Below are 25670 nucleotides of genomic sequence, written 5' to 3'. Positions count from 1 at the left end.
CGGTGTCCTGACTCGTGTGAAGGTGCGGCGGTTCAGTAGCGTCCGGGGATCCAGTTGGTTCCGGCCAGCGGCACCCTGGCCATGGCCGACGCCTCGACCGTGAGCGCGACCAGATCCTCCGGTTCGAGATTGCGCAGATGCGATTTCCCGCAGGCGCGGGCCAGGGTCTGGGCTTCCATGGTGAGCACCCGCAGGTAGTTCGCCAGCCGCCGCCCGGCCGCGACCGGATCCAGGTTGCGCGCCAGTTCCGGGTCCTGGGTGGTGATACCGGCGGGGTCGCGGCCTTCCTGGAAATCGTCGTAGAACCCGGCGGCCGAACCGAGCGCGGCGTACTGCTCGGCGTAGCGGGGGCTGTTGTCGCCGAGTGCGATCAGGGCGGCGGTGCCGATGGCGACCGCGTCCGCGCCCAGCGCCATGGCCTTGGCCACGTCGGCGCCGCTGCGGATACCGCCCGAGACGATCAGTTGCACCTTGCGGTGCACGCCGAGTTCCTGCAATGCCTGCACGGCCTGCGGGATGGCGGCGAGGGTGGGGATGCCGACGTGTTCGATGAAGACGTCCTGGGTCGCCGCGGTCCCGCCCTGCATACCGTCGACCACCACGACGTCGGCGCCCGCCTTCACGGCCAGTTTGACGTCGTAGTAGGTGCGGGTCGCGCCGACCTTGATGTAGATCGGTTTCTCCCAGTCGGTGATCTCGCGCAGTTCGATGATCTTGATCGCGAGATCGTCCGGCCCGGTCCAGTCCGGATGCCTGCACGCCGAGCGCTGGTCGACGCCCTGCGGCAGGGTACGCATCCGCGCCACCCGCTCGGTGATCTTCTGCCCGAGCAGCATGCCGCCACCGCCGGGTTTCGCGCCCTGCCCGAGCACGATCTCGATCGCGTCGGCCTTGCGCAGGTCGTCCGGATTCATGCCGTAGCGCGAAGGAAGATACTGGTAGACCAGATGTTTGGACTGACCGCGCTCCTCGGTGGTCATCCCGCCGTCGCCGGTGGTCGTCGAGGTGCCGACCTCGCTCGCGCCGCGCCCGAGCGCTTCCTTGGCCTGCCCGGACAGGGCGCCGAAACTCATTCCGGCGATGGTGATCGGGATATCGAGGCGCAGCGGGAATTTCGCGTGCCGATCGCCGAGAACCACATCGGTGTCGCAACGTTCCCGGTACCCCTCCAGGGGATACCGCGACATCGACGCGCCGAGGAAGAGCAGATCGTCGAAATGCGGGAGCGCGCGTTTGGCGCCCCAGCCGCGGATGTCGTAGATACCTGTCTCGGCGGCGCGCTGGATCTCGGCGATGACACCGCGCGGGAAGGTCGCCGATTCGCGGAGCACGGGATCGGTGATGTGCACGGTGGCCTCCTAGTAGGCGCCGACATTGTCGACGTGGAAGTTGTAGAGTTCGCGGGCCGAGCCGTAGCGGGTGAAATCGGCGGGGTCGGCGTCGAATCCGGCGTCGGACAGCAGTTGGGCGAGTTCGGCGAGATGTTCGGCCAGCATGGGTTTGGCGACGCAATCCGCGCCGAGCGAGGCGACCGTGCCGCGCACGTAGATTCGCGCCTCGTAGAGCGAATCGCCCAGCGCCTCACCGGCGTCGCCGCAGACCACCAGTCGGCCCGCCTGTCCCATGAAGGCGCTCATATGCCCGATATCGCCCCCGACGACGATATCGACGCCCTTCATCGAAATACCGCAGCGCGCGGCGGCATTGCCTTCCACGACCAGCAGTCCGCCGTGCGCGGTGGCACCGGCCGACTGCGAGGCGTCGCCGGTGATCCGCACCGTGCCCGACATCATGTTCTCCGCGACGCCGACCCCGGCGTTACCCCGCACGGTCACCTCGGCGCGCTGGTTCATGCCCGCGCAGTAGTAGCCGACGTGCCCTTCGATGACGACCTCGAGGTCGTCATCGAGGCCGCAGGCGAGCGCGTGCGCGCCGCGCGGCTCGGTGAGCGTCACCCGCCGAGGCGCGTCGGGGGCGTGCAACAGCGCGTTCACCTCGCGGACACTGTGTTCGCGCAGATCGAGACGGACGGTTTCCACGGTGGTCACTGCCGGTGCCATACGTACACCTCTTCCGGTTCGGGTTCGAAGATTCGGGCGTCGGCCACACCGGGCAGATTCGCCAGCGCGCGATATTCGGAGGCCATCGCGACCCAGCGCGGGGTTTCGGCGATGACGGCGGGTTTGCACGCGATCGGGTCGCGGACCACCGCGAAGGATTCCCTGTTGGCCACGAGCAGGGTGTAGAAGCCGTCGAACCGTTCGTTGAGCAGCAGCAGCGCCTTCTCCAGATCGACGCCGTCGGCGAGTTGCCCGGCGATGAAACGCGCCCCGACCTCGGTGTCGTTCTCGCTGTCGAACACCACGCCGTGCCGCTCCAGTTCGTGTTTGACGCTCATGTGGTTGGAGAACGAGCCGTTGTGCACCAGGCATTGGTCCGGGCCCACCGAGAACGGGTGCGAACCGGCGGCGGTCACCGCGGATTCGGTCGCCATCCTGGTGTGCGCGACGCCCTGCCAGCCCGAGGCGGCGGGCAGACCGAAACGGTGGGCGAGTTCGGTCGGATTGCCGACACCCTTGACCACGGTCAGTTCCTCGCCGAATCCGATGACGCGGGCGTTCGGCGCGTTGCGCCGCGCGGCGGCGACCAGGTCGGCGGGGGCGGCGGGGGCGTGCAGCACGGTGGTCGGCGCCAGGTCGATGACGGTCACCGCGACGGCGAGATCGGCTTCGAGCAGTGCGCCCAGTTCGGCGGCGGCGATATCGGCGTCGAGCAGCGAGACGGTCGACTCCCCGGCGGGCGACCAGATCGGGTCGCCGTAGACGGCCATTCCCGCCGAATCCGGTCCTCGGTCGCAGAGTTGGTCGAGCATATCGGTGAGTAGGGCTCCGAGCTGCGGATACAGCGCGGCGTCGCGCAGGTGCAGCCCGACTATTCCGCACATGGGAACTCCTTCGGGAAAGGGGGAGGTGGTCAGAACGCCGTCAGGTATTGGTCGATCTCCCAGGAGGAGACCGTGTTGTGCCAGGCGAAGAACTCGTCGCGCTTGAGGCGGGTGAAGTACTCGCTGACGCCGGGGCCCGCGGTATCGAGCGCGCCGGTGAGAACCGGATCGGCTTCGAGGGCGTCCATCGCGTGCAGCAGGGTCATCGGGAGCATGTCGCCGCGCCGTTGCGCGCTGCCGGGCGCGCCGGGATCGAGGGCCCGTTCGATGCCGTCGAGTCCGGCGGCGACGGTGGCCGCGATGGCGAGGTAGGGATTGGCCGAACCGTCACCGCCGCGCAATTCCACCCGGTGCTGATCGGGGACGCGCAGGTAGTGGGTGCGGTCGTTCCCGCCGTAGGTGGCGTAGCGCGGTGACCAGGTGGCGCCGCTGCTGGTCGATGTCGCGCCGATGCGCTTGTAGGAGTTGACCGTCGGCGCGATCACGGCTTGCAGTGCGCACGCGTGCTCGAGAATGCCCGCGATGAAGGAGTAGGCGGTGGGGGAGAGTCCGAGTCCTCGGGTGTCGCCGGGGTCGGGGAAGGCCGAGCCCGCGGAATTCCACAGCGACAGGTGCAGGTGCATACCCGAACCGGTCCGGTCGGCGAACGGTTTCGGCATGAAAGTGGCTCGCATACCGCGTTTCTCGGCGATCACCGAGAGCAGGTAGCGCGCGGTGATGACCCGATCGGCGGTGGTCATGGCGTCGGCGTAGGCGAAGTTCTGTTCGAACTGGCCGTTGGCGTCCTCGTGATCGCTGGCGTAGTTGCCCCAGCCGAGGCTGTTCATGGCCGAGGAGATCTCGGTGAGATGGTCGTACATCCTGGTGACGTCACGGGCGTCGTAACAGGGCTGCCTGCTGGTGTCGGAGGCGTCCGCGGTGCGGATCGCACCATCGGGATCGCGGTTGACCAGGAAGTATTCGATCTCCGCCCCGACATTGACGGTGAGCCCGGCCGCCGCCGACTTGCGCAGCATGCCCGCCAGGATGTTGCGCGGGGCGAACGGCCACGGTTCGCCCTCGACGTGCGGATCGCAGTGCACGAGCGCCAATCCGGGCCGGACGAACGGGATCGGGGTGAACGAGGTCGGATCGGGTACCGCGATCAGGTCCGGATCCTTGGGCTGCTGCCCCATGGTGCCCGCCGCGTATCCGGCGAAACCGGCTCCGTCGGAAACCAATTGGTCGATCGCCTCGACCGGCACCAGTTTGGCGCACGGTTTCCCGGACAGGGTGACGAACAGCGCGAGGATGTAGCGGGTTCCGGTGGCCTTCGCCATGGCGGCGAGATCATGCGGGGCGGTGGCGGTTTCGGGTACGGCGGTGTCGATGGCCATGGCGGGCTCCAGGGGTGGTCGAACGGCGGACGGAGAGGTCGGGGGTGTCATCGCATCTCGCCGGCGCCGAGGTAGGGATGCGGGCTGACCAGCGGATCGTTCTCGGCGAAACGCGAGTATCGGAAATCGTGGGGATCGACGTTCGGCAGTTCGGTTTTGCCGTCGGTGACCAGATCCGCCACGAGTTTGCCGACGGCCGGTGAGATCTTGAAGCCGTGCCCGGAGAATCCCGCCGCGAGGAAGAGTCCGTCGACGGGGGCCGGGCCGATCACCGGGTTGTAGTCGGGGGTGACGTCGTAGGCGCCGACGTAGGAACCGGTGATGCGGGGATCGGGCATCTCGGGTAGTCGGTGTCCGAGTTTGCGGATCGCCGTGTCGACGGTGCTCTCGTCGGCGCGGTTCACGTAGTCGTCGGGGTCGATGTACCGCGGTGCGCTGTGATCGGAATTGCCGAACAGCAGTTCGCCGTTCGGTTCACGGCAGAGATAGGACAGTCCGGCCAGATCCGACAGGACGGGGACGACCGGTGTCGGCTCACCCTGATCGACCAGTACCAATTGCGCGCGCTGGGCCTTGATGTCGAGATCGACGCCGACCCCGGCGGCCAGCGCGGGCGTCCACGGCCCCGCCGCGAGGATGACGGTTCCGGCGTGGATTTCCGACCCGTCGGCCAGCGCGACGCCGTAGACGTCGTCGCGGGGTCGACGCAGGAGCGCGCGCACCGGTGTGGACTGGCGGATCCGCACGCCGAGGGTCCGCGCCGAGGCGGCAAAGGCCATGCCCGCGAGGTAGGCCTCGCCGCGGCCGCCGAGCGGTTCGTAGGCGAAGGCGGCGAAATCGTCGAGGTGCATGCCCGGCCACAGCGAACCCATGGCGTCGTGGTCGATGAGTTGTACGTCGATATCGAGTGAACGCATCATCGCCACATTGGCGTGCAGTGGTCCGAGGTTGTCCTCGCCCACTCCGACGACGTAACCGCACTGCTGGAAACCCATGTCGTCGCCGAAGATCTCGGTGGCCCGCGTGAAGATGTCGACGCCGTACCAGGCCATCGCCGCCAGCGAGGGCGACCCGTAGTGGCAGCGCACGACGCCGCTGGATTTGCCGGTCATGCCGGAGCAGAGCGTGCCGCGTTCCAGGACGACGATATCGGTCTCGCCCCGGTCGGCCAGGGACCAGGCTATGGCCAGGCCTTCCAGTCCGCCGCCGACGATCACGTAGTTGTGGGTCTCGATCACTTCCGGTCCTCACTGCGGTGTTTCATGAGGTGATTCAAAGTCATTTCTCATGAAACATGCGCGATGTGACGGCGCTGTTACGTCGCTGTCAGCGCTCGATGACGCGAATAGCGTGCTCATAGTCGGGTGAACGGCGCTGCGACGCCGGTGGTCGCCCCCGGTTCGGCGGTGGATTAATCCGCGCGTAACCCACGAAAGCGTTTCCTCTAGTTACTCTCTGTTTCATCACAAGCACGATTCTTGGAGTGATCGCATGACCGCACCCGATTCCGCCGCGCCGAGCGAGGTCGCCCCGTTCCAGGTGACCTCGGGCTTCTGGAAATCCCTGCCGCAGATGCCGGTCGAGGAATATCCGGGGACCAGGGGATTCATCGACGACGTCTACGCCAACCCGGGCGGTTCGGAGATGTCGTCGGGATATTTCGAACTGGAGCACACCGACGCGCCGCTGGACTACCTCTACGCCTACGACGAGATGAAGGTGGTGCTCGAGGGCGAGTTCCGGCTGGAGAACCTGGACACCGGCCAGGTCGAGATCGCGGGCCCGAAGGACGCGATCTTCTTCCCCAAGGGTTCGCGCATCCGCTTCACCACGCCGTCGCGCGCGCTCGCCTTCTTCGTCGGCCATCGCTCGTTCGCGCCCTGACCATGAGTACCTCCGAAGTGGTGCTACCGGTCGGTGCGAACGTTCCGCGATCGACCGCGCGGACCGCGGCGGACCTTCCGATCGACACGAACGCGGCGCACTACGTCGTGGTCACGACCGACGGCGAGTCCGCCACTGCCGCCGCCGCATTCGCCGACCGGCTCGCCCCCATCCCGGTGATCGCCCTGGACGCGAGTGCCGGGACCGAGGCATTGATCGAAGTGCTCGCATCGGCGCGGGTCGGATGGCGGTTCGCGCTGCTCGGTGGTGACCCCGGGCTGTCGCGGTGCCGGGCCGCGTTGCGCGCGGCGGGGGTGATCGACGCCGAGATCGTCACGGCGGGGCCTGGCGGCCGGGCCGACGGACCGCGCGAGTTGTTCTGCGCGCACTGCCGGGCGGTCTCGGTCACCGACGCGCCGATCGGCGATGAAACCCCCTGTGGCGGTTGTGGTCAGCGGCTCGTCGTCTACTACCACTTCTCCCGGCGCATGCACGCCTATCTCGGCTATCGCCCGGATGTGGAGGAGTTGCGATGAGCGGCGTCGTGGGGGTCGTGAGTGGTGACAGCACACGGTCGCGTGGCGTCGGGAGCCCTGGCATCGGGCGGTTCGGCGGCCTCGCCGTGTACTGCGGCGCACCGTGTGACAGCGGAGTTCGGTACCGCGGCAGCGTCGATGGACTCGAGGGCGTCGCCGAAATCGGTGGTGGTCGAGATGCTCGATGAACTGGAACTCGCCGTCGCCCGGACCCGGATGCTGTGCGCCGACGTGCGCGAGATCGTCCTGTCCGATCCCTGCGGCGCGACCCTGCCCTCCTTCCCCGCGGGCAGCCACATCGCGGTCGAGTGGTCTCCGGGACAACGGAATTCGTATTCGTTGACCGGGCCGTCGGTCGAACCAGAGCGCTATTCGATCTCGGTGCGGCTCGATCCGGCCGGGCGGGGCGGTTCGCGTTGGGCGCACGAATTGCGGGTGGGCGACACGGTCCGCGTATCACCGCCGCGCAGTGAATTCGCGCCGGTGGCGACCGCGCGACACCACCTGCTGCTGGCGGGCGGTATCGGTGTCACGCCGATTCTGTCGCATGTGCGCGCCGCCGTGCTGTGGGGGCGTTCCTTCGAGGTCGTGTACGCCCACCGGTCCGGCGCGGCACCGCATCTGGACGAGATGAGCGCGCTGTGCGGTGATCGGCTGACCGTCGCGGAATCCAGGGAGCGGTTCTGGGAGAACGTGACTCCGGCGCTGGCGCGGAGTCCGCTCGGCACCCACCTCTACGTCTGCGGGCCCGCGTCGATGGTCGACGCCGTGACGGCGGCGGCAACGGCGGCGGGCTGGCCATCGGGGCGCGTCCACTCCGAACCGTTCGCCGCCGGGGCCGTCACCGGCGGCACGGCGTTCACGGCCCGGCTCGCCCGCAGCGGGACCGAACTCGCGGTGGCCCCGGATATCAGCCTGCTCGACGCCCTGCGCGAGCACGGCGCACAGGTGCCGAGCCTGTGCGGGCGCGGCGTCTGCGGCGAATGCAGGCTCACCGTGCGCGGCGGCCCCGTCGACCACCGCGACAGCTATCTCACCGACGACGAACGCGATCTCGGCGACAGCATCATGGCGTGCGTGTCCCGGGCCGCCGCGACCCATCTGGAGTTGGACCTGTGAGCACACCCCCGAGAATCGAGACGACCGCCGAGGACATCGCGCGCTATCCGTTCCCCTTGCCCGAGCGGCAGTACCGGTACAGCACCAATGTCGAACCCGCGGGCGGCCGGGTGGAGACCGCCGCGGGCGCCTGGGGACAACTGTGCATAGATATCGACAGGCATTTTCCCGCAGAATCCGCCGAGCGCGCCGCGATTCTGGCCGCCGACCCCACCAGGCACGCCTGCCTGCCGCATATGATCGCGGCCGCGTGGGACGCGATGCTGTTCATCCTGCGGGGATTGGCCGAGGGCTATCCCGAACGGATGAGTCTGACCCGCGACGGACAGGTCTACCACTGGCGCAATACCGACCTCGGGATAGACCGGAGTTTCGTCTTCGGCGACGCCGCGTCGCTACCCACCGATCCGCTGAGTTTCGTCTGCGCGCAGATCCAGGAGGATGTGGTCCTGCTCGATCAACGCGACGGCACCCTGTTCGCCGACGCGGGGGTGGTGACCTTCGCCGCGGACTGGTCCTTCGGCTTCGACGTCGGCATGAGTTTCCTCGAGATACACGGCCCGGTCCCGCGGATTCACGAGGAGCGCGTCATCACCCGCGCCCACGACTTCCTGATGCGGCTGGCCCCGGGGGAGAGTTATCGGCGCACGAACTGGACGCTGACCGTCGACGGCAAACTCGACACCTCCACCGAGGTCTATCCCGAATGGGGTCGTGACCGGCGCACGCTGGCCGAGGGGCCGCTCGCCGAGGTCGGCGACCGGCTCTACCTCCGCACCGAGGTCCAGCACCTGATCCGGCTGCCGAATTCGGGCGCGATCATGTTCCTGATCCGCACCTATCTGCTCCCGTTCCGCGCCGTCGCCACGGTGCCCGACTGGGGGGAACGGCTGCACGCCGTACTGGCCGAATTGCCCGACGATATGGCCGATTACAAGGGATTGACGCGCACGCGCGGTCCGGGTCTGCGGTGGCTGTCCGAATTCGGCGGTTTCGGGACGGCGCGGACAGCGGGGCCTTAACAGAAATGTCACCGGTTGACCGCTATCGGCAACTTGGGGCGTTCTTTACTTGTATTCAGCCGTTCACTATCAAGAGACAACGATTCGCGACGGCAGACACAAACGATGAGGGAAGCTATGACAGAAGCGATCGCCGCGGCGAATACCGCGTGGATATTGGCGGCATTCGCCGCCGTGAGCCTGATGGTGCCGGGCCTCGCCATGTTCTACGGCGGCATGGTCAGCATCAAGAACACCCTGAATATGGCGATGATGACCTTCGGCGCCTTCGCCGTGGTCGGCGTCCTGTGGATCATCTTCGGATACTCGGCCGTACTCGGCAACTCGATGGGCGGGATCGGCCTGCTCGGCGATCCGCTCGAATTCTTCGGATCGAGCCAGTTGCTGACCGCGCCCGCCGAGCCGGCCCTGCCGCCCGCGCTCGTCTCCGGATTCCAGCTGCTGTTCGCGTGTATCACCGTGGCGCTCATCTCCGGCGCCGTCGCGGACCGGATGAAATTCGGCGCGTGGATGCTCTTCGCCGGTGTCTGGGGCACGTTGGTGTACTTCCCGGTGGCGCACTGGGTCTTCGCCTTCGACTCCGCCGACGGATCGGTCGTGGGCGGCTGGATCGCCAACAACCTCAAGGCGATCGACTTCGCGGGTGGCACGGCGGTGCACATCAACGCCGGTATCGCCGCGCTGGCCCTGGTGCTGATCCTCGGCAAGCGCTCGACCTTCCCGAATGTGCCTCGCCCGCACAACCTTCCGCTCACCGTGCTCGGCTCGGGCATCCTGCTGTTCGGCTGGTTCGGATTCAACGGCGGTTCCGCGCTCGCGGCCAACAACAGCGCCTCGGTCGTCATCCTCAACACCGTCGCCGCGGCGTGTGCCGGCATCTGCGGCTGGCTGGTCGTCGAGAAGTTCCGTGAGGGCCACGCGACCTCGCTCGGCGCGAGTTCGGGCCTGATCGCGGCGCTGGTCGGCATCACCCCCGCCTGCGGCGCGGTCTCGCCGATCGGCGCGCTGATCATCGGTGTCGTGTGCGGTGCGGTGTGCTGCTTCGCGGTCTCGCTGAAATACCGCTTCGGCGTCGACGATTCGCTCGACGTGGTCGGCATCCACCTGGTCGGCGGCATCCTCGGCACCCTGATGATCGGCCTGCTCGCCGATCCCGCCGCTCCCAACGCCGTGGAGGGACTGTTCTACGGCGGCGGTGTCGACGTGCTGTGGCGTCAGGCGGTCGCGGTGCTGGCAGTGCTGACCTACACCTTCGTGCTGACCCTGGTGATCGCGAAGGTCATCGACAAGACCATGGGCCTGCGGGTCACCGAGGATCACGAGTCGACCGGCCTGGACGCCGCGACCCACGGTGAGACCGCCTACGTCATGGAGACCATCACGGTGGCGGGCCCGCCCGCCGTCGTCGCGGAGGCCGTCGAGGCCGCAGAGACCATCACCGCAGACGCGGCGCGTGCCGGAGTCGCCGACTGACGCTGCGGGACCGATGGAAAGAGCCGGTCGACCGGGACGCCACCCCCGGTCGACCGGCTTCTCCGTGTCCGCCTCAGTGCTCCTCGTGATTGTCCGGATAGGCGGTGACCGCGAGGAATCGGATGGGCAGCCGGACCAGCTCGTTCGGGCCGTGGATGCCCTCGCCGTCCAACAGCAGCGAATCACCCGGTCGCAGTGTGTATTCCGCGTCCCCGTGCCCGTAGACCATGACGCCCTCGAGCATGTACAGCAATTCGGTGCCCGCGTGCTGGAACCGGGGAAAGATCTCGCTGGCGTTGGTCAGCGTGACCAGCACCGGTTCGAGCCGTTTATGTTGTCCGCGTAGCGAACCGAGCAATTCGTAGTGGTGTCCGACCCTGGTGCCGCGCCCCACGATGATCGCGCCGTTGCCCGCGGGCACGTACACGGCCTCGCGCGCGCTGTCCGCGCCGCGGAACAGCGAGGTCACCGGAACGTCGAGTCCCGCGGCGAGTCTGGCCAGGGTGGACAGGCTGCACGAGGTCTGCGCGTTCTCGATCTTGGACAGCATCGCCTTGGAAATACCGACCCTGGTCGCCATTTCGCCGACCGAGAGCCCGCTGGCGCGGCGCAGCGTGCGCACCTGGCGCGCGATCGCGGCCTCGAGATCACCCGCGGTCGGGGGTTCTCCGATGACCTCGCGTTGCACCGGAGCGGGATCGCCGGTGTCGCGATGGATCTGCGGGGCGGTCACTCCGGGAGAAACGGGAGCAGAATCGGGCATTGCCCGATTCTACCCGGCGTTTCCTGTCAGTAGACGATTCGCGGTGTGTCAGCAGCTCATCTCTTTGTTGCCCTGATTCGCGGGCAATTCGGTGCGCCCGCCCGCGAGTTCGACGTCGATCCCGTTGTCGGTCACCTTGATCTCGGTCGGCTTCAGGCCCATGGGGTAGCTCTGCAGACTCTGGGAGAAGAGTTCGACGATGCCCTGGACCAGATCGGTGGGCATACCGATACCGAGCAGACGGGCCGATTTGGTCTCGATCTCGACCGCGCCGTTGCGGACCACCGGCTGCACCTGCAATTGTGCCAGGCCGCCGAGCACGTCCAGGGTCAGCATGTTGCTCGCCGACGAGGAACGCACACCGGTCACCAGATCACCGAGGGTCTGTTTGATGCCGTCGTTACTCCAGGTGACATCGGCCGACGAACCGCCGACCGTGCCGCCGCCGTTGTCCGCGAATTCGAGATCGTCGAATTTCGCGTGCACGACCATGCCGACGGCGGGACCGAATTTGTCCCCTTCGCTGTCGACGGTCACCGAAGAGATCTTGCCGTCGACCAGGCTGATGAGCAGGGGTTTGAACCCGAACCCGACATCGATGGTCGAACCCATCTCCTGTTCGAACTGGTCACTGATGCACCCGGCGAGCCGATGTCGCGCGTACGCCTCGCCGCCGACCACCAGGGTGGCGAGCAGGGTCACGACCACGGTGATCGCGATCACGAGGGTGCGGCGGCTGACGCTCGCGAATGCGGAAGGCTTCCTACTCATGCGGTCGATTCTTCCCGACATTTCTGTGCCCGCTATGTGGGCTCGTTGAGGGCATCGTTTGTGATATGAGCCACATGGATCGGGCGTAGCCTGATATCCATGGCTGGCGATGCGGCGGGCCGCGCACCCGAATCCGTTGACCAAGGTTGGCGCGTGCTGCGGCGTCTCGCGGGCAGGCACGCCGGATTCTTCACCACCAGGCAGGTGCTGCGCACCGGATGTGAGGTGCGGGTGCGCCACGCACTCGGCGACGGCACGGTGACCAGAGCGGGTGTCGGCCTGCTCCGACTATCCGAGTGGCCCGCCGGACCACTCGACGAATACGCCATGTGGGCGGCCTGGTTCGACGGGGCCGCCGCCGTCTCCCATCAGAGCGCCGCCGAATTGCACGGCGTCGGCAGACTGTGCCCGCGCTTCCTGCACCTGTCCGTCGGACGCGGGCGACCGCCGGTGACACCCCGGCTCGTCGTGCTGCGCAGGCCGCTCGCGGATATCGAGGTGGAATCCGCGGGCCCCTTCCTGGTGACGACACCGGTCAGAACCGTCCTCGACCTCGCCGAAGCCGATATCGGCCAATCCGCGCTGGACGAGGTGGTCGGCGACGCGATGGCCATCCACCGCTGCGACCACGACGAAATCCGTTCCGCCAGTGCGCGATTATCGCCCCGAGCCGCCGCCCGGGTACGGCGCGCGTTGACCGGCGTCTAGATCGCCCGCTGCCGCGCCGTACGCGCGGCGGTGACCATCACGGCGCGGGCCACGCGTTCGGTGCGACACTCGTCCACGGCACCGACAGCACGCAATCACGCATCCGCCTGCGATAGACCCGGAGCGGATAACCCTGCCCGCGTAGATATTCCGCCGCGGCACGCCACCGAACCCGCGGCCCGAACGGTGCGAGCGGCGCGGCCCTGGCCCACGCCCGGTCCGCCGCGGCCAACAACGCGTGGATCGGCTCGCCCGCGACATTGCGATGGATCAACACCTTGGGAAGACGTTCCGCGATATCCGACGGGCGCTCGACCGTGAACGGATCCCACGCCAGCGTCAGCGACAACGGGCCAGTACGGTCCAGCAGCACCCAGGCGCACCGACGGCCCAACTCGTCGCAGGTGCCGTCGACCAGCAGACCGTCCGGGGCAAGTCCGGAACGGATCGTCGCCCACGCCTCGGCCACCGCGGACTCCGGATACTGCCGCAGAACATTGAAGGCCCGCACGAGAACCGGACGCAGACCGGCCAACTCGAAACCGCCGCGCGCGAACGTCACGCCGTCGCGGCCGGCAACCACGCGCTGCGGATCGATCTCCAAACCCGTCACGCGCACATCGGGGCGCACGGTACGCAGCCGCGCCGCCAACTCGAAGGTGGTCCACGGACTCGCCCCGTAACCGAGATCGACGACCAGCGGATCGGGAGCTTCACGCAGCCGGGTGCGCACCAGATCGTCGTGCATCAGCCACCGATCACTGCGGCGCAGCCGATTGACCCCGGTGGTCCCGCGCGTGATCGTGCCGAGGGGTCTGCTCAGGTGGTCGGGTTTCGGGCTTCCAGCCACTTCACCGTCTCCGCCGCCTCCTCGCGGAACAGATCGACCAGATTCACCAGCATCAACTGCTCCAGACGCGGGCCGACCATCGGGATGTACACCTTGGCCTCGGACGAGAAGCGCATGGTCGTGCCGGTCTCGGTGGGAAACAGCCGGATCGTGCCGCCGAGACTGCCCGGACCGGCCGGAATCGACGCGGAGAACTTGCCGACGGTCTCCTCCTCCGCGAACGGACCCCAGCTCTCCTTGCGGGTGATGATCATGTCCTTGCGCATCACCGTCTGCGCGATCTCGGGCAGCATGTCCCTGGGCAGGGTGTGATGCAGCAGCACCTCGATGCCCGATTCGTCGACATCGACACTGACCACCTCGTTACCCGGGGTGTACTTGCGCATCTCGGCGACACGGGCCTCCCAATACTCCCGAGTCGACAACGCCTCGTACAGCTCCTTGGTGGTGTGGAGCGGATAACGGGCTGAATAGTCCAATCGGCGCATGAGGTGACATTTTGCCGCGCCTGCGGCGCGGCGTGGTTCGCGGCCCCTATGTCGCGAACCGGGGCGCTCGTCGGACCGGGGGTCAGCTGGTCTTGGTGGCGAGCCAGGTGTTGGAGAATTCTTCTTCGGACCGGAGCAAGTCGGTCAGGCGTTCCTGGATGGCGGCTTCGATCTTTCCGCCGAACAGGGGGATCTTGACCTCGATGCTGCCCTGCACGGTGGCGGTGGCGGAGGTGTCGTCGCCGGTCAGCTCGACGGTGCCGCGAACTTCGGCGGGAGCGCCGTCGACGCTGGCCTCGAAGGAGGCAGAGTTGCCGGTCCAGATCTCGGTGCGGGGGATGATCAGGTCGCCGGGGCGGACCGAGGTGATCGCGGTGGGAAGCAGCTCGGCGGCGATGGCCTGCACCATCTCGATACGGAGCGTATCGCCGTCGACGGTGAATGCGTCCAGACGTGCGTTCGGCCCGCCGACCTCGGCGATGCGGTCCTTCCAGTACTGCTCGTCGGCGATAGCCGCGCGCACCGCAGTGACCGGATAGGGGTAGCGGGCCGTGTACGCCAAGGGTGTAGCCATGTTCGGACACGCTACCGTCTTCAGCGTGCGAACTTCCCGGGTGGTGTCGTCGGACATCCTGCGCGAACTGCTGGTCGATACCGGTGCGCGGGTGCGTGCCTCGGTGCCGTTGGCCGAGCTGACCACCTTGCGGGTCGGCGGTCCGGCGACGGTCGCCGAATGCGCGTCGACCGAGGCTCTGGTGGCGACCGTGCGGGCCCTCGACGTCGCGGGTGTTCCGGTACTGCTCCTCGCGGGCGGCTCCAACCTGTTGATCGGCGACGACGGGTTCGACGGCGTGGTGGTCCGCGTGGCCAACGACGGCGTCGACATCGCCGCGGACGCCGTGGTGGCCGAGGCGGGCGCCTCGTGGGACGCGGTGGTCGCGGCCACGGTCGCGGCCGGGCTGGGCGGTCTGGAATGCCTGTCCGGCATTCCGGGGTCGGCGGGCGCGACGCCGGTGCAGAACGTCGGTGCGTACGGCGTGGAGGTGGCGAGCCTGCTGCGCCGGGTGCGACTGCTCGATCGCGCCAGCGGCGACATCCGCTGGGTCGGCCCGGCCGAACTCGGCTTCGGCTACCGGACCAGCGTGCTCAAACATCGCGACGACGCGGTGGTGCTCGCGGTCGAATTCGCGCTCGATCCGTCGGGGCGCAGCGCCCCGTTGCGCTTCGGCGAACTCGCGAAGGTCTTCGGCGCCGCCGAGGGGGAGACGCGACCGGTCGATGAGGTGCGCGCCGCGGTCCTGCGGTTGCGCGCGGGCAAGGGCATGGTGCTCGACCCGGCCGACCACGACACCTGGAGCGCGGGCTCGTTCTTCACCAATCCGGTCGTCGCGGCGGACCGGGTGGACGAGATCCTGGCCGCGATCACCGCGCATGTGGGTGATGTCACGGTGCCCACCTATCCCGCGCCGGACGGGGTCAAATTCTCCGCGGGCTGGCTGATCGAGCGCGCGGGTTTCGCGAAAGGTTTCCCCGGTCCGGACGCCGCGGCCGGGTTGTCGACGAAACACACGTTGGCACTGACGAACCGGGGTTCGGCGACCGCCGCCGACCTGGTGGCGCTGGCACGTACCGTGCGCGACGGTGTGGCCGAGCGTTTCGGCATCGTGTTGGAACCGGAACCGGTGACCGTCGGCGTCACCCTCTAGCCGAATTCCTCGCTGATCCGGACGAATAGGACGACACGGTCCTCTCTGATCGCGAGACCGTTTCCGCGCCGCGTAGATTCGAAGAAGTGAGCAGTCGCCCAGTGATTCGGAGACCGGCCGCCGTCGTCTCGGCCATCGCGCTCGTCGCGGTCGCCCTGGTGGCAGGGTGCACCATCAGCGGCGGAAGCGACGAGAAGACAGCGGAATCGAAGCCCGTCGCCGAGGTGACCGTGACGCCGGAGGACGGCGCGGAGGACGTCGGCCCGGTCGCCCCGGTTGCGGTCACCGTCGACGACGGCACCGTCGACCAGATCGCCCTGACCAATGCCAACGGCAAACAGGTCGCGGGTGAACTGAGCCAGGACCGGCGCACCTACCGGATCACCGAACCGCTCGGCTACGACGCCTCCTACACCTGGTCCGGCACCGCCGTCGGCACCGACGGCAAACCGGTCCCGATCGACGGCACCTTCACCACACTCACCCCGAAGTCGACCGCGCCCGCGACGCTGAATATCGGCGACGGCCAGGAAGTCGGCATCGCCGCGCCGATCATCGTGCAATTCAAGGGATCGGTATCGAACAAGGACGCGGTCGAGAAGGCGCTGACCGTCACCACCGAGCCGCCGACCGCGGGCGGATGGGCCTGGTTCCCCGACGACAACGGCGGATCGCGACTGCACTGGCGGCCCGAGCGGTACTGGGTGCCCGGCACTTCGGTCCACGTCTCGGCCAAGCTCTACGGCCTGGATTTCGGTAAGGGCGTCTACGGGGATTCCGATCTCACCTCGGATTTCCGCATCGGCCGCAGCCAGATCGTGAAAGCCGACGCGCCGAGCCATCGGATGCAGGTGGTCCGCGACGGCCAGACGATATTCGACTTCGCCGTCAGCTACGGCGAGGGCAACGAGCCGCGCAATGTGACGCGGTCCGGTGTGCATGTCGTCACCGAGAAATACGAGGACTTCATGATGTCGAATCCGCCGTTCTACGAGAACGTGCGGGAACGCTGGGCCGTACGCATCTCCAACAACGGCGAATTCATCCACGCCAATCCGGAATCGCTGTCGGCACAGGGATCGGCCAACGTCACGAACGGCTGTATCAACCTCTCGCCCTCGGACGCACAGGCCTACTTCCCGACCGCGCTCTACGGCGATCCGGTCGAAGTGACGGGCACCTCGATCGCGCTGTCGGCCGCCGACGGTGATCTCTACGACTGGAGTATCGACTGGGCTACGTGGCAGTCGATGTCGGCCGTCGACGGTTCCTCCACGCCCGTCGTCTCGGCGACCCCCGTGGCCCCGAAGGCCCCCGGCGGTCGCTGAGATCGCTCAGCCGCGAGCGGGCGAATTGACGGTGCGCGAATCCCTGGCCGCCGCGTCCCGACTCGCGGGCGCACGACCATCGGACGCGCTGTTGCGCGAAACCCCCTCGCGGGAGTCACCTTCGGCGGTGTCGGGATCCGCGTCCAGCGGAGACGGGGTGGTGCCATCGTCGGGATTGTGAGGATCGGCGGCATTCTGCTCGCGCAGCAGATTCCGGATCTCGATCAGCAGTTCGACCTCCGACGGCTCCTTCGTCTTCGGCTGTCCGAAGCGATTGGTCAACGTCTTCATCGGCAAGATCAGCACGAAATACAGGACCGCCGCGATCAATACGAAGTTGATCAGCGCGGTCACCAGCGGCCCGACCTCGACGAACGTCGCCGGTTTACTCGACACGAGTCGGAAACCCAGACCCAACTCACTACTGGTGCCGAAGACCGCGAGCAAGGGGTTGATGATGCCTTTGGTCACCGAAGTGACCACCGCGGTGAACGCGGTGCCGATGACCACGGCGACAGCGAGGTCGATGACATTGCCCCGCATCAGAAAATCTTTGAACCCCTTGAACATGCCTCTCCTGTGATATCGGCGGCCCGGGGGCCGCGGGTTCGCGGCCCTTTTTGTCTCGCGTCCGAGCGGTCGATACTCGCGCCTTCGGCGCATTGTCTCGACCGCTCGGACGCGAGACGGCCGCGAACGGTCGCTCGTAAGACTCGCTCCGTGGGGGGCGAGACGGTTGTGAACGGTTGCTTGTGTGACTCGCGCTTGTGGGGGGCGAGACGGTTGTGAACGGTTGCTTGTGTGACTCGCGCTTGTGGTGGGTGTGTTTGGGGGTGGCCCGTTGGTTGAAATTACCGGTTTCTCGGGATTTACGCCCTTCGGGCGAAGCGGCCGGGGTCTGCTTGGTCACGGGGTTTGACGATGATCTGGTCGAGGTTGACGTGGGGTGGGCGCGAGGCGACGAAGCCTACAATTTCGGCGATATCGGCGGCGACCAGTGGGTCGATTCCGTCGTAGACCTTCGCGGCGCGTTCGGCGTCGCCGTCGAAGCGGACCAGGGAGAATTCGGTTTCGACCGCGCCCGGGGCGATTTCGGTGAGCCGGACGGGCTGTCCGAGCAGTTCGCCGCGCAGGGTGCGGTGCAGTACGGCTTGGGCGTGTTTGGCCGAGGTGTAGCCGGAGCCGTTGTCGTAGGCGTGGAAGGCCGCGACCGAGGTGATGGTGACGATGAGGCCGTCGCCGGAGGCGATCAGTTTGGGGAGCAGCGCCTTGGTGACGCGCAGGGTGCCCAGGACGTTGGTCTCCCACATCCAGCGCCAGTCGTCCAGGTCGGCGTCGGCGACGGTCGACATGCCTTTCGCGCCGCCCGCGTTGTTGACCAGCACGTCCGCTGCTTCGATCGCGTCGGCGAAACGCGTGACAGATTCGTCGGAGGTGACGTCGAGTTCCAGTGCGGTGCCGCCGATCTCGTCGGCCAGATCCTTCAGGCGGTCGAGCCTGCGCGCGCCGACGTAGACGTGACAGCCCTGTGCGGCGAGTGTGCGTGCGGTGGCTGCTCCGATGCCCGAACTGGCTCCCGTGACGACGGCGATACGACTGGTCATGGATGCGATCCTAGGTGCGGGCGGTTTGCGGGGGTGGGGGCTGTTGCCCGGATCACCGTTAACCTCGGTGCCATGGCAATTGGGGAAGCGATCAGCGCGGACGGCACCGCGATCGTCTATCGATCGGCGGGTCCGGCCGCGGGCAGGCCGTTGGTTCTGGTGCACGGCTGGGCCGCTGACCTGCGGTGTTGGGGCGGAGCGGCCGATGATCTGGCCGAGCGCCACCGGGTGATCGCGGTCGACCTGCGTGGGCACGGCTACTCCGGCGCACCCGCGTCCGGCTACGACGACCCGACGAACTGGGCCGCCGATATCGCCGCGGTGCTCGCGGCCGAGGGGGTCGAATCCGGCGCGGTGCTGCTCGGCTGGTCCTACGGGGGCATCGTGATCTCGGACTATCTCGCCGCCCACGGTGCCGGCGCGGTCGCGGGCGTCGTCTATTCCGGGTCGATGGCCAATATCGGCCGTGATGTTCCCGGTGCGGAGACCGGCCCGACGCTGTTGACCGCCATGCCGGGGGTCTTCGAGGAGAGCGCGGGCCGCGCGGTTCGTGCCTTCGGCGGGTTCGGCGACGCCAATACCGGTTCCGGCGGCAGCGGAGTCGACGCGCAGCGGTTGTTCGGCGCGAGTCTGGCGACGCCGCCCGCGGTGCGCAAGGCGCTGTTCTACCGTTCGGTCGACAACACCGAGATGTTGCGCGCGCTCGATATCCCGGTGCTCGTCCTGCACGGGACCGCCGATCCGGTCGTTCCGGTCGACAACGGTCGCTATATCGCGCAGACGGCGCCGAATGCCCGCGCTTCCTTCTGGGAGGGCGCCAAGCACGGCTTGTTCCTCGAGGACCGCGACCGTTTCGTCACCGAGGTCTCCGCGTTCGTCGCGGGACTGTAATACCTGGTCGAACATGTTTTCGACCTGAGTGCCCCACGGGCGTGAGCGTCGTCACCGATACCTTGTGATGGCTGTCACTCGGCCGGTCAGGGTTGCGGGCGCCGGGGATGCACCGTGCACTATGGATATGTGAGTCAACGCCCGGATCTACGGCCCGATCGGATAGCCGTGCTATCGGTGCACACCTCACCGCTTGCCCAACCCGGCACCGGCGATGCGGGCGGCATGAACGTGTATGTGCTGCAAACCGCCGTTCAGTTGGCCCGGCGCGGCATCGAGGTCGAGATCTTCACCCGCGCGACCTCCTCCGATCTGCCGCCCGTCGAGGAGGCGGCGCCGGGGGTGCTCGTCCGCAATGTGGTGGCCGGTCCGTTCGAGGGGCTGGACAAACAGGATCTTCCGACCCAGCTGTGCCCGTTCACCGCCGAAGTTCTCCGCCAGGAGGCGCGGCATCAGCCGGGCCACTACGACCTCGTGCATTCGCACTACTGGCTGTCCGGCCAGGTCGGCTGGCTGGCAAGGGATCGCTGGCGGGTGCCGCTGGTCCATACCGCCCACACCTTGGCCGCGGTGAAGAACGCCGCGCTGGCCGACGGCGACAGCCCGGAGCCGATGACGCGGGAGATCGGCGAGAAGCAGGTCATCGCGGAGGCCGATCGGATGGTCGCCAACACCGCGGAGGAAGCGCGTCAGCTCGTGGAGCTCTACGGCGCGCCTGCCGACCGCATCGACGTGGTGCCGCCCGGCGCCGATCTCGCCCGCTACCGTCCCGGTGACAAGGCCGCGGCGCGCGCCGAACTCGGTCTGGCTCCCGATGAGCGGATCGTCGCGTTCGTCGGTCGTATCCAGCCGCTCAAGGCCCCCGATGTCCTGGTGCGCGCCGCCGCGGAACTACTGCGTGATCGCGACGCGAGCGGCGCGGGCAGATTGCGGGTGCTGATCGTCGGCGGCCCGTCCGGCACCGGGTTGCAGCGGCCGGACGCGCTGATCGAATTGGCCGCCGAACTCGGTATCGGCGATTCGGTCACCTTCCTGCCTCCGCAGCCGCCGGACCGGCTGGTCCAGGTGTATCGCGCGGCGGACCTGGTCGCGGTGCCCAGTTACAACGAGTCGTTCGGTCTGGTCGCCATCGAAGCGCAGGCCAGCGGCACCCCGGTCCTGGCCGCCGATGTCGGCGGACTCGGCACCGCGGTGCGACACGGCGAAACCGGTTTGCTCGTCCCCGGACACCGCATCGACGACTGGGCGGGCGCACTCGGCGCACTGCTCGACGATCGGCCGCGCCTGGCGCGGATGAGTGTCGACGCCGTGAAGCACGCGGCCAATTTCTCGTGGGCGCACACCGCGGACGGCCTGCTCACCAGCTACTGCGCCGCCCTGGCGGATTTCCGTTCCGACACGGCGGGTTTCGCTTTCGGCGCGGACGACGCCGTTGTGCTCGACGGCCCGTACGGTGTGCTGCGTGAGGACCCGCGCGAGTGGGTATCCGGTGAACGCGGCGGCCCGGTCGGCCAGCCCGGACCTCGGGCGCTGCGACGACGCCGGATGGGAGTGCCCCGATGACACAGCCAGAGCACACGGTCGCCGAGACCGCGCGGCTGATCGATGAGACGTTGCGCGAGCGCGAGATCGAGTACACCCATCCCAGCGAGGACGTGTTCGTCGTCATCCTGCCGGGTGAGCGCAAACTCAAGACGACGCTGATGCTGACCGTCGGCAAACACGGCGTGCGGATCGAATCCTTCGTCTGCCGTAAGCCGGACGAGAATTTCGAGGGTGTCTACAAATTCCTGTTGCGCCGCAACCGCCGTCTCTACGGCGTGGCCTACACCCTGGATCGGGTCGGCGACATCTATCTGATCGGCCGGGTGGCGACGCACGCCGTCACCGCCGACGAACTCGACCGGATCTTCGGTCAGGTGCTGGAGGCGGTCGACGCCGATTTCAACACCCTGCTCGAACTGGGTTTCGCGGAATCCATTCGCAAGGAGTGGAAGTGGCGGGTCTCGCGCGGTGAGTCGCTGAAGAATCTGCGCGCCTTCGAACATCTCGTCGACGCGTCGGATCAGCAGTCCTGAACCTGGCCGATACCCGCGCGTCCGAATCGCGGGCCGTGGCGGGAACCCCTGCCGAAATCCGTCACGGTGGCGGCACGTAGCGTTCTGTCGTTATGGAAGGCTGCCATCCGTGGGCGCCGCAAGCCATGTGGGCCCGGATGATCCGACGTGGGGGGTTGATATGACGGCGCTCGCGCTCGATATCGGGGCGACGAAGATCGCGGTGGGGCTGGTCGGTCCCGACGGCACGACCCACGAGGTCGGCCGGATCCAGGTGCCGGCCACGGGGGTGTGGGAAGCCTGCCGTGGATTGCTGCTCGCGGCCGCGAACGGCGCGGAGGTGCACGTCATCGGGATCGGTGCGTGCGGTCCGGTCGACGCGACGGTCGGTCTGATGCAGCCGATCAATATTCCGGAGTGGGCCGACGGCTTTCCGATCGTCTCCGCGGTCAAGGACGTATTTCCCGGCGCCTCGGTGCGTTTCGCGATCGACGGCGTCTGTCTCGCGCTGGCCGAGCGCCATTTCGGCGCCGCTCGCGAGACCCCGGACGCGCTCGCGATGACGGTCTCCTCCGGTATCGGTGGCGGCGTCATCGTCGGCGGCATGGTCGCGGTGGGGCACAGCGGTAACGCGGGTCATATCGGTCACGTGGTCGTGCCCGGTTCGACCGATCCGTGTGCCTGCGGCGGTGTCGGCTGTGTGGAAGCCGTTGCCAGCGGCCCGGCCTCGGTGCGCTGGGCACAGGAACGCGGCTGGGTCGGCGAAACCGGAAAGGACCTGGCCGAATCCGCCCACGAGGGCGACCGGATCGCCAAAGCGGCGCTGCGGCGGGCCGGAATCGCGCTGGGACAGGCGATCTCGTCGGCCGCGGCCTTGCTCGACGTCGATCTGGTCGTCGTCGGCGGCGGTTTCGCCCAGGCGGGCGAACCGCTGTGGCGGCCGATGCAGGAATCGCTCGGCGCGCACGCCAGGATCGGATTCCTGCGCGATCTCCAGGTCGTGCCGTCGGAGTTGGGTGATCGGGCGACGCTGGCGGGCGCGGGTTTGCTCACCGCCCTGACCGCGCCCGCCTGAGCGGGGTCGGTCGAGCCCACGGCAGGGCGGCGCGCCGGGAACATGCCAGAATGGCCGCATGACGTACACCCTCGTGCTGCTGCGCCACGGCGAGAGCGAATGGAACGCCCTCAATCTGTTCACCGGCTGGGTCGATGTCCACCTGACGGACAAGGGCATCGCCGAGGGCAAGCGGGCGGGCGAACTGCTCGCCGAGCAGGGCATCCTGCCGGATGTCGTCTACACCTCGCTGCTGCGTCGCGCGATCAGCACCGCGAATATCGCGCTGGACGCCGCGGATCGGCACTGGATTCCGGTGATCCGCGACTGGCGTCTCAACGAACGTCACTACGGCGCGTTGCAGGGCAAGAACAAGGCGCAGGTGCGCGACCAGTACGGCGACGAGCAGTTCATGCTGTGGCGGCGCAGCTACGACACCCCGCCGCCGCCCATCGATTCGGCCGACGAGTACAGCCAGGACGGCGACGCGCGATACGCCGGAATCGAGGTGCCGCAGACCGAATGCCTGCTCGACGTGGTCAATCGGATGATCCCGTACTGGGAGTCGACGATCTCCAAGGAGTTGCTGACCGGCAAGACGGTACTCGTCGCCGCGCACGGCAATTCGTTGCGCGCGCTCGTCAAACACCTCGACCGGATCTCCGACGACGATATCGCCGGTCTGAACATCCCGACCGGCATCCCGTTGCGCTACGAGCTGGACGAGAACCTGCGTCCGGTGCGTCCGGCCGAATATCTCGATCCCGAGGCCGCGGCCGCCGGTGCCGCCGCCGTCGCGAACCAGGGCGGTAAATAACCTTTCACGCTGTATCCGATGCGCCGTGGTCGACCGATCGACTGCGGCGCATCGTCGTTTCCGGAATGTCGCTAGTCGTATGTGAATGTGTATTCGTTCGGGTTTCTCTGTGACCGCGAGTACTTACCAACCGGTAAGTTCTGTACACTTCCGTTTCGTTCGATCAGTCCGGAGAGGTGGATCACGTCCGATGAAGTACGCGTTTCGGGTCACGGCGGCTGCGATAGCCACCGCGGTGCTCGTCCCCTTCCTCAGTGCGGGCGCCGCGGCCGCGCCCGTCTCGACCGGTCCGGACGGCGGCGCCGCCGGTGCGGCCTGGACGGCTACCGAGGACGGCCCCCAGCAATATCCGAATGTCTTCATCGAATGGGATGTGCCCATCACGATGGACGACGGCACCGTGCTGAAGGGCAATGTCTACCGACCCGCCGACGCCTCGGGACGTCCGATCGACACCCCGACGCCGACCGTGGTCAACCTCACGCCCTACACCAAACTGGTCTCCAATCTGGCCGATCACGCGCAGTCGATCCCCGGCCTGTCCGACGCGCTGCTGAACCTGTTCCGGCAGATCGATTTCAGCGGGACCGCGCTGTCGGGCGTCACCGATCTCACCAAGGCGTTCGGCGGCGGCGAACTCCGCAATTTCACCGTCGACCGACAGCTGATCAAGAGCGGTTACACCCAGGTCGTCGTCGATGTGCGCGGCACCGGATTCTCCCAGGGCGAATGGGACATGCTGCGCGGGCGCGAACAGCGCGACACCCTCGAGGTCATCGACTGGGCCGCGCGGCAGCCGTGGTCCGACGGCCGGATCGGGATGAACGGCATCTCCTACTCGGGTATCAACCAGGTGCAGGCCGCCGCCGCGCGACCGGCCGCGCTGAAGGCGATCTTCCCGGTGGTGCCCGGCAGCGACCTGGTCAACGACGTCCTCGCGCCCGGCGGTGGGTTCGGCTTCAATTTCATTCCGCTGTGGCTCACCGCGATCAACACCCTCAAATGGGTGCCCGACGTCCAGTCGATCGTCGAGGGCCAGTTCGACTACCAGTGGCTCGCCGACCGCGGCGCCTCACCGCTGACCTTCATGGACGTCTTCCTCAACGCCTACACCTCCACCCGCTTCCAGGACGCGGACCCCAGGCTGACCGAACTGCTGACCGACACCTCGCCCTCGCGCCGGGAATATCTCAGTGATCCGAGCCGGATCGAGGTGCCGACCTTCGTCGTCGGCGGCTGGCACGACCTGTTCACCTACTCCGAATCCAAGATCTACAACGAGATTCCGCTGCCGCCGGGACACAAGCAGTTGCTGATGGGCAACACCTATCACGTGAATTCCGGCAACGAATACGGCAAGCCGGGGCTGCCGCCGCGTCTGGACGTGCTCCAGCGCGCCTGGTTCGACAAGTGGCTCAAGGGCATCGACAACGGCATCGACGGTTTCGGCCCGGTCACCCTGCGCGAACAGGGTGGCGGGTGGATCACCGCCAACGGTTTCGGCGACACCGCGACCGGGGTCGACGAGGCCACCCATCGCCGGATGTATCTGTCGTCCGCGCCGAGCGGCACCTCGTCGGGTCTGTACGACGGTTCGCTCACGGTCGCACCGGATCCGGACGACGCGCGATTGACCGTCGCGCCCGGTCTCACCACCCTGTGCTCGAACGACGCGGCGCAGGGCAGCGCGGGCGTGCTGTCGGTCATCGTCGGCTGTGCTGAGGATTCCAGGATCGCCGAGTCGAACGCGCTCACCTTCACCAGCGAGCCGGTGACCGAGGCGACCTCGGTGTCCGGGCCGATCGCGGTTCGGCTGGAAACCGTCCAGGACGCCGAGGACGGCTATTGGACCGTCACCGTGAACGACGTCGCTCCCGACGGCAGGTCGACGGTGCTGTCCTCCGGTCAGCTGATGGCCTCGCTGCGCGAGATCGACGAGGCGAACAGCGCCAGATCCGCCAACGGCGACTACACCGATCCCCGGCCGTTCACCTCGCTGGACAGGCGGCTGCCGACGGTGCCCGGTGAGGTGACCACACTCGACATCACGCTGGCCGCCACCGAAGCGGTGCTGCGACCCGGCCATCGCCTGCGCGTCGACGTCTTCGCGGGCAATTTCCCCAAGGGGCTGCCGGTGCTGCCCATGCTGATCGACACGGGCCTGAAACCCCAGCATCTGCAACTGGATCCGAGCCGTCCCAGTTTCGTCAACATCCCGCTGCGGGGGAATCCGGGCTGGTGATCGCCCCGGTCGCGAGGCTCGAATCCTCGCCTCCCGT

At 67.6% G+C, this 25670-nt stretch carries 26 protein-coding genes; 14 read left to right on the top strand and 12 right to left on the bottom strand.

Features of this window, described 5'->3' with window-relative positions:
• Window positions 1-32: 32 nt before the first annotated feature.
• From DAT37_RS33685 to DAT37_RS33665, 5 genes are read right to left on the bottom strand one after another with little or no spacing between them, the layout of a single operon-like run.
• The gene (locus tag DAT37_RS33685) at window positions 33-1349 is read right to left on the bottom strand and encodes an FMN-binding glutamate synthase family protein (RefSeq protein WP_109528907.1); all 1317 of its coding nucleotides are present in this window, start codon (window positions 1347-1349) and stop codon (window positions 33-35) included.
• Between the two features lie 9 nt (window positions 1350-1358).
• Complete coding sequence (locus DAT37_RS33680; protein WP_109528906.1) at window positions 1359-2060, bottom strand: GltB/FmdC/FwdC-like GXGXG domain-containing protein; 702 nt, start codon at window positions 2058-2060, stop codon at window positions 1359-1361.
• Window positions 2045-2944 (bottom strand): class II glutamine amidotransferase, encoded by a 900-nt coding sequence (locus tag DAT37_RS33675; protein ID WP_109528905.1) that lies wholly within the window; start codon window positions 2942-2944, stop codon window positions 2045-2047. The genes DAT37_RS33680 and DAT37_RS33675 overlap by 16 nt, the downstream gene beginning before the upstream one ends.
• 29 nt (window positions 2945-2973) lie before the next feature.
• Window positions 2974-4320 (bottom strand): type III glutamate--ammonia ligase, encoded by a 1347-nt coding sequence (gene glnT, locus DAT37_RS33670; protein WP_109528904.1) that lies wholly within the window; start codon window positions 4318-4320, stop codon window positions 2974-2976.
• A 47-nt stretch (window positions 4321-4367) separates the two neighbouring features.
• On the bottom strand, window positions 4368-5558 hold the full coding sequence (locus tag DAT37_RS33665; protein ID WP_109528903.1) for an NAD(P)/FAD-dependent oxidoreductase: 1191 nt from the start codon (window positions 5556-5558) through the stop codon (window positions 4368-4370).
• A gap of 253 nt (window positions 5559-5811) precedes the next feature.
• On the opposite strand from DAT37_RS33665, the gene DAT37_RS33660 reads away from it, so the two are divergent.
• The 5 genes from DAT37_RS33660 (at window position 5812) to DAT37_RS33640 (ending at window position 10354) form a co-directional block, all read left to right on the top strand.
• Entirely contained in the window at window positions 5812-6204 is a 393-nt protein-coding gene (locus DAT37_RS33660; RefSeq protein WP_109528902.1) for a cupin domain-containing protein, read from the top strand.
• Window positions 6205-6206: 2 nt separating this feature from the next.
• The gene (locus tag DAT37_RS33655; RefSeq protein WP_109528901.1) at window positions 6207-6740 is read left to right on the top strand and encodes a dimethylamine monooxygenase subunit DmmA family protein; all 534 of its coding nucleotides are present in this window, start codon (window positions 6207-6209) and stop codon (window positions 6738-6740) included.
• Between the two features lie 177 nt (window positions 6741-6917).
• Window positions 6918-7859 carry a PDR/VanB family oxidoreductase gene (locus DAT37_RS33650; protein ID WP_109529140.1) on the top strand — a complete coding sequence of 314 codons (942 nt, stop codon included), beginning with the start codon at window positions 6918-6920 and terminating at the stop codon, window positions 7857-7859.
• Window positions 7856-8881 (top strand): heme-dependent oxidative N-demethylase family protein, encoded by a 1026-nt coding sequence (locus DAT37_RS33645; protein WP_157978827.1) that lies wholly within the window; start codon window positions 7856-7858, stop codon window positions 8879-8881. The genes DAT37_RS33650 and DAT37_RS33645 overlap by 4 nt, the downstream gene beginning before the upstream one ends.
• A gap of 117 nt (window positions 8882-8998) precedes the next feature.
• On the top strand, window positions 8999-10354 hold the full coding sequence (locus DAT37_RS33640) for an ammonium transporter (RefSeq protein ID WP_109528900.1): 1356 nt from the start codon (window positions 8999-9001) through the stop codon (window positions 10352-10354).
• Window positions 10355-10427: 73 nt separating this feature from the next.
• Here DAT37_RS33640 and DAT37_RS33635 read toward each other — a convergent pair whose 3' ends face one another.
• Both DAT37_RS33635 and DAT37_RS33630 read right to left on the bottom strand, forming a co-directional pair.
• Entirely contained in the window at window positions 10428-11117 is a 690-nt protein-coding gene (locus DAT37_RS33635) for a helix-turn-helix domain-containing protein (protein WP_198654562.1), read from the bottom strand.
• Between the two features lie 48 nt (window positions 11118-11165).
• Complete coding sequence (locus DAT37_RS33630; RefSeq protein WP_198654561.1) at window positions 11166-11888, bottom strand: LmeA family phospholipid-binding protein; 723 nt, start codon at window positions 11886-11888, stop codon at window positions 11166-11168.
• A 99-nt stretch (window positions 11889-11987) separates the two neighbouring features.
• Between DAT37_RS33630 and DAT37_RS33625 the strand changes: the two genes are divergently transcribed.
• A complete protein-coding gene (locus tag DAT37_RS33625) occupies window positions 11988-12596 on the top strand; it encodes a hypothetical protein (protein ID WP_109528899.1) in 609 nt (202 codons plus the stop codon).
• A gap of 37 nt (window positions 12597-12633) precedes the next feature.
• On the opposite strand, the gene DAT37_RS33620 is transcribed toward DAT37_RS33625, so the two are convergent.
• The 3 genes from DAT37_RS33620 to DAT37_RS33610 all read right to left on the bottom strand — a co-directional run bounded on the left by DAT37_RS33620 (window position 12634) and on the right by DAT37_RS33610 (window position 14508).
• Window positions 12634-13446, bottom strand: coding sequence for a class I SAM-dependent methyltransferase (locus tag DAT37_RS33620; protein WP_232840159.1), 813 nt, complete (start codon window positions 13444-13446; stop codon window positions 12634-12636).
• Window positions 13416-13934 (bottom strand): DUF2505 domain-containing protein, encoded by a 519-nt coding sequence (locus DAT37_RS33615; RefSeq protein ID WP_109528898.1) that lies wholly within the window; start codon window positions 13932-13934, stop codon window positions 13416-13418. The genes DAT37_RS33620 and DAT37_RS33615 overlap by 31 nt, the downstream gene beginning before the upstream one ends.
• Window positions 13935-14016: 82 nt before the next feature.
• Window positions 14017-14508: a DUF2505 domain-containing protein gene (locus DAT37_RS33610; RefSeq protein ID WP_109528897.1), complete on the bottom strand. Its 492-nt coding sequence runs from the start codon at window positions 14506-14508 to the stop codon at window positions 14017-14019.
• Window positions 14509-14599: 91 nt separating this feature from the next.
• Between DAT37_RS33610 and DAT37_RS33605 the strand changes: the two genes are divergently transcribed.
• Together DAT37_RS33605 and DAT37_RS33600 are read left to right on the top strand one after the other, a co-directional pair.
• Window positions 14600-15640: a UDP-N-acetylmuramate dehydrogenase gene (locus DAT37_RS33605; RefSeq protein ID WP_232840186.1), complete on the top strand. Its 1041-nt coding sequence runs from the start codon at window positions 14600-14602 to the stop codon at window positions 15638-15640.
• 86 nt (window positions 15641-15726) lie between these two features.
• Entirely contained in the window at window positions 15727-16968 is a 1242-nt protein-coding gene (locus DAT37_RS33600) for a L,D-transpeptidase (RefSeq protein WP_232840158.1), read from the top strand.
• 6 nt (window positions 16969-16974) lie between these two features.
• On the opposite strand, the gene mscL is transcribed toward DAT37_RS33600, so the two are convergent.
• Together mscL and DAT37_RS33590 are read right to left on the bottom strand one after the other, a co-directional pair.
• Window positions 16975-17538, bottom strand: a complete 564-nt coding sequence (mscL, locus tag DAT37_RS46300) for a large conductance mechanosensitive channel protein MscL (protein ID WP_109528895.1) — start codon at window positions 17536-17538, stop codon at window positions 16975-16977.
• 299 nt (window positions 17539-17837) lie between these two features.
• A complete protein-coding gene (locus tag DAT37_RS33590; protein ID WP_109528894.1) occupies window positions 17838-18572 on the bottom strand; it encodes an SDR family oxidoreductase in 735 nt (244 codons plus the stop codon).
• 72 nt (window positions 18573-18644) lie between these two features.
• On the opposite strand from DAT37_RS33590, the gene DAT37_RS33585 reads away from it, so the two are divergent.
• From DAT37_RS33585 to DAT37_RS33560, 6 genes are all read left to right on the top strand, one after another.
• Complete coding sequence (locus DAT37_RS33585; protein WP_109528893.1) at window positions 18645-19463, top strand: alpha/beta fold hydrolase; 819 nt, start codon at window positions 18645-18647, stop codon at window positions 19461-19463.
• Between the two features lie 129 nt (window positions 19464-19592).
• A complete protein-coding gene (gene mshA, locus DAT37_RS33580) occupies window positions 19593-21026 on the top strand; it encodes a D-inositol-3-phosphate glycosyltransferase (protein WP_109528892.1) in 1434 nt (477 codons plus the stop codon).
• Window positions 21023-21541 carry a type III secretion system chaperone family protein gene (locus tag DAT37_RS33575; protein WP_109528891.1) on the top strand — a complete coding sequence of 173 codons (519 nt, stop codon included), beginning with the start codon at window positions 21023-21025 and terminating at the stop codon, window positions 21539-21541. The genes mshA and DAT37_RS33575 overlap by 4 nt, the downstream gene beginning before the upstream one ends.
• A gap of 160 nt (window positions 21542-21701) precedes the next feature.
• Window positions 21702-22595, top strand: a complete 894-nt coding sequence (locus tag DAT37_RS33570; RefSeq protein ID WP_109528890.1) for an ROK family protein — start codon at window positions 21702-21704, stop codon at window positions 22593-22595.
• 58 nt (window positions 22596-22653) lie between these two features.
• Window positions 22654-23391, top strand: a complete 738-nt coding sequence (locus DAT37_RS33565; protein ID WP_109528889.1) for a phosphoglyceromutase — start codon at window positions 22654-22656, stop codon at window positions 23389-23391.
• A 190-nt stretch (window positions 23392-23581) separates the two neighbouring features.
• Complete coding sequence (locus DAT37_RS33560; protein WP_109528888.1) at window positions 23582-25633, top strand: CocE/NonD family hydrolase; 2052 nt, start codon at window positions 23582-23584, stop codon at window positions 25631-25633.
• Window positions 25634-25670 lie beyond the last annotated feature (37 nt).

Source organism: Nocardia aurea (assembly GCF_003123685.1).
Lineage (GTDB): Bacteria > Actinomycetota > Actinomycetes > Mycobacteriales > Mycobacteriaceae > Nocardia > Nocardia aurea.
The sequence above is the reverse complement of the archived record's forward strand: the minus strand, read 5'-3'. Positions and strand labels throughout refer to the sequence as shown.